The 11,626-nt window shown below is 69.7% G+C and carries 5 protein-coding genes; all 5 read left to right on the top strand.

Features of this window, described 5'->3' with window-relative positions; genetic code table 11:
- The first annotated feature begins 1 nt into the window (after position 1).
- The 5 genes from HDC31_RS15905 to HDC31_RS15925 all read left to right on the top strand — a co-directional run bounded on the left by HDC31_RS15905 (position 2) and on the right by HDC31_RS15925 (position 11,545).
- Positions 2-1,756, top strand: coding sequence for a glycoside hydrolase family 3 protein (locus HDC31_RS15905; protein ID WP_113681727.1), 1,755 nt, complete (start codon positions 2-4; stop codon positions 1,754-1,756).
- A 261-nt stretch (positions 1,757-2,017) separates the two neighbouring features.
- Positions 2,018-7,210, top strand: a complete 5,193-nt coding sequence (locus HDC31_RS15910; RefSeq protein ID WP_179516329.1) for a choice-of-anchor G family protein — start codon at positions 2,018-2,020, stop codon at positions 7,208-7,210.
- Positions 7,211-7,289: 79 nt separating this feature from the next.
- Positions 7,290-8,126, top strand: a complete 837-nt coding sequence (locus tag HDC31_RS15915) for a DUF5819 family protein (RefSeq protein WP_061018464.1) — start codon at positions 7,290-7,292, stop codon at positions 8,124-8,126.
- Entirely contained in the window at positions 8,123-9,358 is a 1,236-nt protein-coding gene (locus HDC31_RS15920) for an HTTM domain-containing protein (protein ID WP_113680841.1), read from the top strand. Before HDC31_RS15915 ends, HDC31_RS15920 begins: the two co-directional genes overlap by 4 nt.
- Positions 9,359-9,478: 120 nt before the next feature.
- Positions 9,479-11,545, top strand: a complete 2,067-nt coding sequence (locus HDC31_RS15925) for an acyl-CoA dehydrogenase (protein WP_058631584.1) — start codon at positions 9,479-9,481, stop codon at positions 11,543-11,545.
- Positions 11,546-11,626 lie beyond the last annotated feature (81 nt).

An 11,626-nucleotide genomic window follows, 5' to 3' on the forward strand; every position in this document is an offset into this window, starting at 1 on the left:
CATGACAGAGACCACCATCGCGCGCCCCTGGCTCGACACCGATCTCTCGGTCGACGAGCGGGTGCAGCTGCTGCTCGATGCCATGACCATCGAGGAGAAGGCAGGGCTCTTCTTCCACACCATGATCGCGATCGGCGACCTCGAGGAGCCCAACCCGGTGTTCGCGACGCCGTCGGCCCGCGAGTTTCTCGAGTCCAAGCAGATGACGCACTTCAACCTGCTGGGTGCCGCGCCCACCGGCCGGGAGATCGCCGCGTGGCAGAACGCCCTGCAGCGGCTCGCGGCGTCCACGCGCCTCGGCATCCCGGTCACGCTCTCCACCGACCCCCGGCACTCGTTCAGCGAGAATCCGGGAGCGTCGATCCTGGCAGGGCCCTTCTCGCAGTGGCCGGAGACGCTCGGCCTCGCGGCCACCCGCGACGAGGAGCTCGTCGAGCGCTTCGCCGACATCGCCCGCCAGGAGTACACGGCCGTCGGTCTGCGCGTGGCACTGCACCCGCAGGTCGACCTCGCGACCGAGCCGCGCTGGGCGCGCCAGACGGCGACGTTCGGCGAAGACGCCGAGCTGTCGGGAAAGCTCGGCGCGGCCTACATCCGCGGCTTCCAGGGGAAGTCGTTCGGGCCTGGCTCGGTATCGACCATGACGAAGCACTTCCCCGGCGGCGGCCCCCAGAAGGACGGCGAGGATCCGCACTTCCCGTACGGCCGCGAGCAGGTCTATCCTGGCGGCGAGTTCGAGCTTCACCTGAAGCCGTTCGAAGACGCGCTCGCCGCGGGTACCCGGCAGATGATGCCGTATTACGGGATGCCCGTCGGCACGGAGTACGAGGAGGTGGGTTTCGGCTTCAACAAGTCGGTGATCACGGGTCTGCTCCGCGAGCGCTACGGCTTCGACGGTCTGGTGTGCACCGATTGGGGCCTGATCAGCGACTCCGAGATCTTCGGGCAGCCGTTCCCGGCGCGTGCCTGGGGCGTGGAAGACCTCACGCCTCGCGAGCGGATGAAGAAGGTGCTCGATGCGGGCGTCGATCAATTCGGCGGTGAGGCGAACCCGGAGCTGCTGCTCGAGCTCATCGCCGACGGTGAGATCACCGAGGCCCGGCTGGACATCTCCGCACGACGCATCCTGCGCGAGAAGTTCGAGCTCGGACTGTTCGAGAACCCTTACGTCGACGAGGACGCCGCCGACGAGATCGTGGGTCGTGCCGACTTCCGTGCCGCGGGGGAGGATGCCCAGCGCGCGTCGATCACGGTGCTCGCGAACGACGGCGCGCTGCCCTTCGCCCGAGGGGCGAAGCTCTACGTCGAGGGCATCGACGTCGCCGTGGCTGAAAAGTTCGCCGACGTCGTCGAGACGCCGTCGGAAGCCGATCTGGCGATCATCCGGCTGCAGGCTCCATTCGAGGAGCGCGCGACCATGTTCGAGAACTTCTTCCACGCCGGTTCCCTCGACTTCCCGGATGACGTGATCGCCCATGTCGGCGAGGTCGCGGCCGTCGTGCCCACAGTGGTCGACGTGCTCGCCGATCGCCCGCCGATCTTGACGCCGCTCGCCGAGGTGGCGGCTGCGATCACGGTGAACTGGGGTGCTTCCGGGACGGCGCTGCTGGACGTGCTCAGCGGTGCGTTCCCCGCGCAGGGTCGACTGCCCTTCGACCTGCCGCGCTCGATGGCGGCTGTCGAGGCCTCGCGTCCCGACGTCCCGTTCGACACGACCGACCCGCTGTTCCGCTTCGGTCACGGGCTCTCGCTGTAACACCCGAGGGCATTCGCGAAACGCCTCGACGGCTTCGGCCGCGGGGCGTTTCGTCGTGTCGGCGAACCCTCGATCGCGGGTCCGATGTCGGCCGATGGCGAAGTGTCTCGGACGATGACGATGGCTGAAAAGTTCTCTGGACGAATGCTGGACAACGCGTCCCGTATCCCGTAGAACTGTCCTCAACATCGCTCGGCCGACTGACGTCGACCCGTGGGGGGGCCATGTGACGCGGAAGATCGCATCACACGGGAGTAGCGAATGGAATTGCAGGAGAGGACTCTGCGGCGACGCAGAGCAGCAGGAGGAAGCATCGCCGGCGTCACCGTCGGCGCGGTGATCCTCGCAAGTGCACTGGTGCCGACAGCGGCGAATGCGCTGGACGCGGCGAATCCGAACGATCCGTCGGTCGCGCAGGGGCAGATCATCCAGCTGCCGGCCGCACTGCTCGGCGGACTCGACATCGCCGCGCTCGGTCACACGCTGACGAGCAACCCGGCCGCCCCTGGCTCGGAGCTCGGCGGACTGAACGTCGGACTGCTCGAGGCGCTCAACATCGACGTGGGCACCCTCAACGTGCCGCTGCTGACCGACGGCACCACGCCGGGTCTGCTGCGGCTCGGCGACCTGGGCGCTGCGCAGAGCTTCAGCTCCTCGCCGACGCAGACCCAGTCGATCGCCTCTTCGGGCACGATCACCTCGGGTGGGGCTGTCGACACCGGCGCCATCGACGGCAGCGTGAACCCCGGCACCCTCGAGCTCACAGACCTCTTCGACCAGCTCGCCGTGGCGGGTCTGACCGATGCGGTCCTCGACCAGGCCTCCATCGGCATCGGCGCCCTCGCGTCGCGTGCCGAGTCGAACGCGGGAACGGTGACGTCCGAGTACCGCATCGCCGACCTGAACCTCGATCTGCACAGCAACCTGGTCGCCGGGCTCTCCGGCACCCTCGCCTCCGCGATCCAGGGCACCGTCACTCCCGTGAGCAACCTCGCCGGTCCCGGCGGCGCGCTGACCGCCCTCACCACCACGATCGTCAACACGATCAACGCGATCCCCGATGTGCCGCTCGTCGCCGCCTTCACCGCGACAGGGGGCACCGTCTCGATCGCGGGGCTCGACACGGTCGGGCAGACCGTGACGACGCAGGTGCTGCAGACCCCGGTCGAGAACACGACCGGTTCGGTTCTCGTCGACCTGAGCACCGGCACGGTCTCGGTCGATCTCGCCAAGATCCTCGTCGAGACCGGCGCGGGCGCGAACCTCAACACACTGCCGGCGAACACCCCGGTGCTCTCCGCCACGACGATCTCCGCCATCCAGCAGGGGATCACCTCCGCACTCACGGGCACGCACCCGAACAGCCTGAACGGCAAGGTCTCCACGATCCTGAAGTCGACGCTCGACGCCCTCCAGGTGACGATCACGGTCGGCGTCGACCTCACGGTGCCGCTCACCGGGACGCCGCTCGTGTCGGGCGACGTCACGGTCAAGGGTTCACTGGCGCAGTTCGCCGGCACCGCCACTCCCGTTCCCACGGTCGCGACCGACATCACCCTGGCCGGCCTCAACATCGGCGTGCTCCTGAACCCGGTGGTCGCGACGGTGACGAATGCGGTCGCCACGACGACGGGTCCGCTCGTGAACACCGCGTTGACCAGCGTGATCCCGCTCGTGCAGCCGGCACTCGCCGCTCTCACGGGTCCCGTGCTGACGACGCTCGATCCCGTGCTCCAGGGCGTGCTGTCGGACATCGCGACCATCACCATCAACGAGCAGCCGGCGACGGGAGACATTCCGGGCGGCAGCTTCACGGTGCGTGCGCTCGGAGTGAACCTGCTCCCGGCCGTCGGAGGCGGGGTCGCTCTCGATCTCGGTTCCTCGACGGTCAAGGCTGCCGCGGCAGCTGTGGCGGCTATCGACGCGGCCCCGACCGTCCAGGCGGGGACGAACCTGCCCGTGACCGGCTCCGGCTGGCCCGCGAACACGCAGGTCTCCGTGCAGGTGACCGCACCCGGCGGGGGGATCGTGAACGACCCTGTTCCGGTCACGACCGACGGCAACGGTGCATTCACGGTCGATTACTTCGTCCCGACGGCGACGACGGTGGGCACCGGGTACACGGTCACCGCGACGGCAGGCGCCGTCTCGGCGACGGATACGACCGAGGTGACGGCCGCGGCGACGGTCGATGCCGCCCCGGCCGTACAGGCGGGGACGGATCTCGCGGTCTCCGGTGCCAACTGGCCTGCGAACACCCAGGTCTCGGTGCAGCTGTCGGCTCCGGCTTCCGGCCCGAACGTGGGCGGCCCCGTACTGGTCACCACCGACGGTTCCGGCACCTTCACGGTCGCCTACCCTGTTCCGGCCGGCACACCCGCGGCCACCGGCTACACGGTGACGGCATCGGTGGGCACGCAGACGGCGACCGACACCACCGAGGTGACGGACGCCCCCGTGGCCGCCGTCGATGCCGCAGCCACCGTGCAGGCGGGCACCAGCCTTCCGGTCACGGGATCGAACTGGCCGGGTAACACCCAGGTGTCCGTGCAGCTGACAGCTCCGGGCGGCGGCGCGAACGTCGGCGGCCCTGTCACGGCGACTACGAACGCCTCGGGTGACTTCACGCTCGACTACCCGGTTCCCGCTTCTGCGGCTCCGGGTGCGGCATACACCGTGACGGCGACCGCAGGTGCCGTCACGGCGATCGACACCACGGAGGTCACGGCCGCCGCGGCTGTCGATGCCGCTGACACGGTGCAGGCGGGCACGAGCCTTCCGGTGACCGGTACGAACTGGCCGGCGAGCACGCAGGTGTCCGTGCAGCTGACGGCGCCGGGTGGCGGGAACGTCGGCGGTCCGGTGACGGCCACGACCGACGCGTCTGGCGGGTTCACGCTCGACTACCCGGTTCCGGCTTCGGCCACGCCCGGCGCGGGCTACACGGTGACGGCGACCGTCGGCACCCAGACCGCGACCGACACCACGGAGGTCACGGCCGCCGCGGCTGTCGATGCCGCTGACACGGTGCAGGCGGGCACGAGCCTTCCGGTGACCGGTACGAACTGGCCGGCGAGCACGCAGGTGTCCGTGCAGCTGACGGCGCCGGGTGGCGGGAACGTCGGCGGTCCGGTGACGGCCACGACCGACGCGTCTGGCGGGTTCACGCTCGACTACCCGGTTCCCGCTTCCGCGACGCCCGGCGCAGGCTACACGGTGACGGCGACCGTCGGCACCCAGACCGCGACCGACACGACCACCGTGACTGCGGCGGCCACGGTCGACGCGGCGGCGACGGTGCAGGCAGGGGACGATCTGCCCGTCACCGGAGCGAACTGGCCGGCGAACACGCAGGTCTCGGTGCAGCTGAGCGCACCCGGCGGCGCGGCCGTCGGTACCCCGCGCACGGCCACGACCGGCGCGCTCGGCGGCTTCGCGCTCGACTACCCGGTCCCGGCCGGCACCCCGGCCGGCACCGGCTACACGGTCACGGCCTCGGTCGGTGCGCAGACGGCGACGGACACGACGGAGGTCACCGCGGCTCCCGTCGTGGTCGACGCGGCCGCCCAGGTTCCGGCGGGCAGCAACCTCGCCGTGACCGGCTCGGGCTGGCCCGTGAGCTCCTCGGTCTCGCTGCAGCTGACAGCTCCGGGCGGAGGCGCGAACGTCGGCGGCCCGGTGACGGCGACGACCGATGCTTCGGGAGCCTTCACTGCGAACTATCCCGTACCGGCGGGCACCACTCCCGGAACCGGATACACGCTGACTGCGACCGCCGGTGCCGTCACCGCGACGGACACCACAGAGGTGACGGCGGGCGACCCGGGTGACGTCAACACCAACGCAGCGGCGTCAGCGTCGGCCTCGGCGGACGCGACCGCGGACGGCGACCCGTCGGCCCAGGCCGCTGCGGAGGCGGCTGCTCTGGCCGATGCCACCTCGTCCGCGTCGGCGGCCGCCACCGCTGACGCGACCGCGGCCGCCGAGGCTGCGGCGACGACGACGGCATCGACGACAGCGTCGACCGACTCGACATCGACCGCCAACGCCTCCGCGGCCGTCGCCGCCCAGGCCGCGGCGCTGGCTGATGCCTCGACGAACGCGAACGCCGCAGCCTCCGCGGCAGCGGAAGCGAACTCCGCGGCCTCGTCGGAGTCCGCAGCGACCTCCGACTCCTCCACCGACGCATCCTCGGAAGCCTCGACCAACGCGAACGCGGCTGCCTCGGCATCCGCTTCGGCGAACGCCGATGCCACCACCGCGGCCGTCGCGGAAGCGTCCGCGCAGGCAGCGGCCTTCGCGGATGCGACAGCGCAGGGCTCGGCGGCGGCCGACCCGGCAGCGGACGCCGCATCGGAGTCGGCGGCGACGGCGACCTCGTCCACGGCGGCGACGGCTGATGCCACCTCGGCGGCGAACGCCGGCGCGGCCATCGCGGCCCAGGCCGCAGCTCTCGCCGACGCCACGACGAACACGGCGGCTGACGCCACCGCGACGTCGGATGCCAGCACGAGCGCTGCGGCGAACGCGAGCGCGGCGGCGATCGCGAACGCCTCGACCGATGCCTCGTCCGACGCGGTCGCCTCGGCTGACGCGTCGGCGGAGATCAACACCAACGCGTCCGCGTCGGCAGCGGCCTCCGCCCAGGCTGACGACGACAGCAACGCCTCGGCTGAGGCCGCGGCAGTCGCTGCGGCACTCGCGGACGCGACCAGCCAGGCATCCGCGGCGGCCGACGTGTCGGCCAACGCAGCGGCTCAGGCGGCGGCGACCACCGATGCCTCCACCGATGCCTCGACCACGGCCACCACGGCGGCGAACGCCTCCGCGGCTGCGGCGGCTCAGGCGGCGGCGCAGAACGATGCGACCTCGACGAGCGCGGCGGATGCCTCGGCTGCGGCCGATGCAGACCCGAACGCCTCTGCGGCCGCAGCGGCCAACGCGTCCTCGTCGGCGACGGCATCGGCATCGGCTGCGGCCGACGCCTCGGCCGAAGCCACCGCGGAGGCATCCGCATCCGCCACCGCGAGCGCTTCGGCGGACGCGGCAGCCGACCCGACCGGGAACATCGCGATCGTCCTCCGGTCGCCGGTCCTGGAACGCGGACAGCAGCAGACCGCCGTCGGCACCGGCTTCAAGCCCGGAGAGAAGGTCACCGGCGTGATGGCCTCCGATCCGGTCGCGCTGGGCAGCCAGGTCGCGAACGCGCAGGGCACGGTCACCTTCACCTGGACCGTGCCGACCGCCACCGACCTCGGATCGCACACCGTGACACTGACCGGGGCGACCTCGGGCAGCGTATCGGCCTCGTTCCAGGTGGTCGCCTCGGGCCTGGCCACGACCGGTGGACAGGTGCAGGGCGGCTGGATCGCCCTGGCCGCACTGCTCCTCGTCCTCGGCCTGGGGGCGATGAGACTCGCGACATCCCGACGGCGACTGATCCGTACGGAGTGATCGCGATGCAGGAACGCTGAGTGGTCGGGACCGTTTCCCCACGGCGGTCCCGACCCCTCGACGGTATGGAGGGAAGTGAATGAGCACCAGACTCGAGTCCGCACCGCACTCCGACGCGGCAGGTTCCGACGTGGTCGAGCCGGAACCCTCGGCAGCCGTGCGGCCACGGCCGACGTGGTGGGTGAAGCTCATCGCCTTCGCGGCCTGCCTCCTGACGCTGTGGCACATCGGCGCCTCGTTCCTGTGGATAGCGCCATACTCCGCACTGCGGGAGATCCCCACCCAGCAGGTCCTCGCCGGGTACATGCTGCCGATGTTCGGTCAGTCCTGGAGCGTGTTCGCACCGGAGCCCATCAACGGCGACTACCACTTCAACGTCCGCGCCCTCATCGAGAAGAACGGCGAACAGGTCGAGACCGGGTGGGTCAGCGCCACCGACGTGGAGCTCTCGATGATCCGGTACAACCTCTTCCCTCCTCGGGCCGGCATCCAGTCGAGTGAGGTGGCGAGCGGACAGATGAACGCCTACAACAAGCTGAACGCCGACCAGCAGGCCGTCATCGGCCTGGACTTCATGAAGGACGACTGGGAGGAGTGGATGGTGCGCTCCTTCGACGAACTGCAGGGTGAAGACAATCCATCGACCGAGGCCTACATGGCCGAGGAGCACCTCTCGACCGCGTACGCGACCCAGGTGGCCTACGCGATCTGGGGAGCGGATGCGGTGGTCGCGGTGCAGTACCGCGTGAGCCGCCAGAACGTGGTCCCCTACAAGGATCGCAACGACCCCGGCGCGCAGCGCCCCGACCCGACGTTCTCGACGACCGGATGGCGTCTGCCCATAGAAGAGGAAGGGCAGAGTCGCGAGAACTTCGCGAACACCTTCCGCGGCCAGTTCGAGAGGATCCAGCCGTGAGCGCGCCGGTCAAGACCGCGGACCGCCGGAAGGACGCGAAGAAGAAGGACTCCGCGCCACGGAGCACCATCACCGCTCCGGCCCCGGCGTCCGCGCCACCCACCCCTCCTCGCGAACCCGCCCCGGCACCGGCTCCGGCGAGCACCGTGCCGCCGCGGTCGTTCGTCACACGGCTGCTGACCTTCGTGTCGTCGATGATCGGTGGTCTCTGGTCGATGGTGCTGTCGGCGATCGACCGCATCTCGGCGTTCGTCGGCGACTGGCTCTTCCACGGGAAGAAGGCGCTCTACGGGCTCGCGGTCACGCGCATCCTCTTCGGACTCACCGCGATCGGCCTGCTGATCTCGAACTTCAGCACCCGGCTCTACACGTTCGGATCGGGGTCGGCCTGGAACGGCGAGCTCGCGGAGCCGGTGAGCGAGTTCCCCAGGATCTGGGTGTTCAGTGCGTTCCATGCCGCGATGGGGAACGATGCGCTCTACACGGCGCTCTACCTTCTGCTCGGAGTGCTCGCCGTGCTGTTCGTGCTCGGGTGGCGCTTCCGGATCGTGCTGCCGATCTTCTTCTGCCTCTGGGTGGGGTTCATCGAGGCGAACGACATGGTGGGCGATCAGGGCGACAACATGTTCCGCATCGCCCTGCTGCTGCTGTTCTTCGCCGACCCGGCGGCGCGCTGGTCGCTGGATGCCCGGCGTCGGGCGAAGTCGGGGGAGTGGTTCGCCCCGAACAGCCAGCCGGCGCTGCTGGGAACCATGTTCCACAACCTGGCGCTCGTGGCTCTCACGGCACAGGTCTGCTTCGTCTACGCCTCCGGCGCTCTCTACAAGGCGGGCGGCGCGCCGTGGGAAGAGGGGTATGCGGTCTACAACCCGCTGCAGACCGCCCGGTTCGGCACCTGGCCGGTGCTGAGCGACCTCGTCACGACATGGGGACCGATGGTCACCGTCGCCAGCTGGGGTTCGATCATCCTGCAGGTGGCGTTCCCGCTCATGCTGCTCACCCGTCCCACGCGGTTGATCGGACTGCTGGGCATCCTGTCGTTCCACATCGGCATCGCCGTGCTCATGGGGCTGCCGTGGTTCTCGCTGACGATGATCGCGATCGATGCGATCTTCATCCGCGATCGCACGTGGGCGCGTCTGAGCGCGGGGACGAAGCGGCGTTGGCGGGAGGCAGGAGCGCCACCGCCTACCGTGCCGGAAGATGCGCTGCCGGCCCGGACTGTGGTCTGACGACAAGCCGACGGGGAGATGCCCCCGCAGCGCATTGGAGGAAGTGGACAGGGCAGTAGGACTCCCGTTGTGGCAGACCTACCATGGCAGTATTCCCACTTCCCTCTGAGAGGAACGCTCATGGTCGACGCCGCCGTCCGTCCGAAGACGACCCGCACCTCCCCCGACAACGCTGACGCCACCCCGCGTCTCGATGTCGCCCGCGTGAACGACGCCCTGATGGGCACGTGGGGTGACGTGCGTCGTCAGGCCCGCGAGATGATCAAGGACTCGGCGTTCTGGCGCAAGGACGAGCTCGGCAAGGACGAGCACCGCGAGCGCGTGCTCAGCCAGCTGCACCTGCTGGTGGAGAACAAGGCCGTGCATCGCGCGTTCCCGAAGTCGCTCGGCGGCGAGGAGAACAACGGCGCGAACATCGCGGGCTTCGAGGAGCTCGTGGTGGCCGACCCCAGCCTGCAGATCAAGTCGGGTGTGCAGTGGGGTCTCTTCGGATCGGCGATCCTGCAGCTGGGTACGGAGGAGCACCACGCGAAGTGGCTCCCCGGAGTGATGGACCTCTCGATCCCTGGTGCCTTCGCGATGACCGAGATCGGCCACGGCTCCGACGTCGCTGCGGTCGGCACCACGGCCACGTACGACCCGGAGACGGAGGAGTTCGTCATCAACACCCCGTTCCGCGGGGCGACGAAGGAGTACCTCGGAAACGCCGCACTGCACGGCGTAGCGGCGACCGTCTTCGCGCAGCTGATCACGAACGGCGTGAACCACGGCGTGCACTGCTTCTATGTGCCGCTGCGCGGTGAGGACGGGGTGGACCTCCCCGGCATCGGCCGCGAGGACGACGGTCTCAAGGGCGGACTCAACGGCATCGACAACGGGCGCCTCTCGTTCGACCACGTGCGGATCCCGCGGACCAACCTGCTCAACCGCTACGGCGACGTCGCGGCCGACGGCACCTACTCCAGTGCGATCGACAGCCCTGGCCGCCGCTTCTTCACGATGCTCGGCACCCTCGTGCAGGGGCGGGTGTCCCTCGACGGCGCGGCCTCCTGGGCCTCCGCCCTCGGTCTGCACATCGCGATCACCTACGCCACCCAGCGCCGTCAGTTCGACGGTGCTGATGGGCAGGAGGTGGTGCTGATGGACTACGGCAAGCACCAGCGCCGTCTGCTGCCGCGCCTGGCGACCACCTACGCGCAGATCTTCGCGCACGACGAGTTCCTGCAGAAGTTCGACGGTGTCTTCTCCGGCCGGACCGACACCCCGGCGGACCGGGAAGACCTGGAGACCTTGGCCGCCGCCCTCAAGCCGCTGTCGACGTGGCATGCGCTCGACACCCTCCAGGAGGCCCGAGAGGCCACCGGCGGTGCCGGCTTCATGTTCGAGAACCGTCTGGTCGGGCTTCGTGCCGACCTCGACATCTACGTCACCTTCGAGGGCGACAACAACGTGCTGCTGCAGCTGGTGGGCAAGCGTCTGCTGACCGACTACGCGAAGCAGTTCCAGGGCAAGGATGCGGCGGCCCTCGCCAAGTTCGCCGTGGGCATGACCGCGGGCAAGCTGTTCCACGGTGCGGGCCTGCGTCAGCTCGGTCAGGCCGTCTCCGACTTCGGTCAGGTGAGCCGATCGGTCGAGCGGGGCCTGCGCGAGGAGCAGCAGCACGATCTGCTCGCCGGACGTGTGCAGCAGATGGTGGCCGACATCGCCTCGCGCCTCCGCCCCGGTGCGAAGGACAAGGCCCTCGGCGCTCGCCTGTTCAACGAGAACCAGGCCGAGCTCATCGAGGCCGCCCGTGCGCACGGAGAGCTGCTGCAGTGGGAGGCGTTCACCGACGCCGTGCACCAGATCGACGACGAGGACACCAAGAAGGTGCTCACCTGGCTGCGCGACCTGTTCGGCCTGCAGCTCATCGAGAAGCACCTCGCCTGGCATCTGATCCACGGACGTCTGTCGATGCAGCGCGGCGCGGCGGTGTCGAGCTACATCGACCGCCTGTGCGCCCGTCTGCGCCCGTACTCCCTCGACCTCGTGAACGCGTTCGGCTACGAGCCCGAGCACGTGCGCGCTCCCATCGCGAGCGGCCTGGAGAAGCAGCGGCAGGACGAGGCCCGTGCGTACTACGCCGACCTCGAGGCGAGCGGACAGGCCCCCATCCAGGAGAAGGCGCTCAAGAAGAAGCAGCGCTGACCCGCCCGCGGTTCGCTCTCCTCTCGACGACCGTCGACTCGCGCGGCACGGCTGATTCACCTCCCGCGCTGGGTAGTCTCG

The sequence above is a fragment of the Microbacterium sp. JAI119 genome, assembly GCF_013410135.1.
Classification (GTDB): Bacteria; Actinomycetota; Actinomycetes; order Actinomycetales; family Microbacteriaceae; genus Microbacterium; species Microbacterium oxydans.

What these genes read in the sequence shown, in the direction of transcription:
- HDC31_RS15905 (WP_113681727.1), top strand. Translation starts at nt 2, where the DNA reads ATGACAGAGACCACCATCGCGCGCCCCTGGCTCGACACCGATCTCTCG.
- HDC31_RS15910 (WP_179516329.1), top strand. Translation starts at nt 2,018, where the DNA reads ATGGAATTGCAGGAGAGGACTCTGCGGCGACGCAGAGCAGCAGGAGGA.
- HDC31_RS15915 (WP_061018464.1), top strand. Translation starts at nt 7,290, where the DNA reads ATGAGCACCAGACTCGAGTCCGCACCGCACTCCGACGCGGCAGGTTCC.
- HDC31_RS15925 (WP_058631584.1), top strand. Translation starts at nt 9,479, where the DNA reads ATGGTCGACGCCGCCGTCCGTCCGAAGACGACCCGCACCTCCCCCGAC.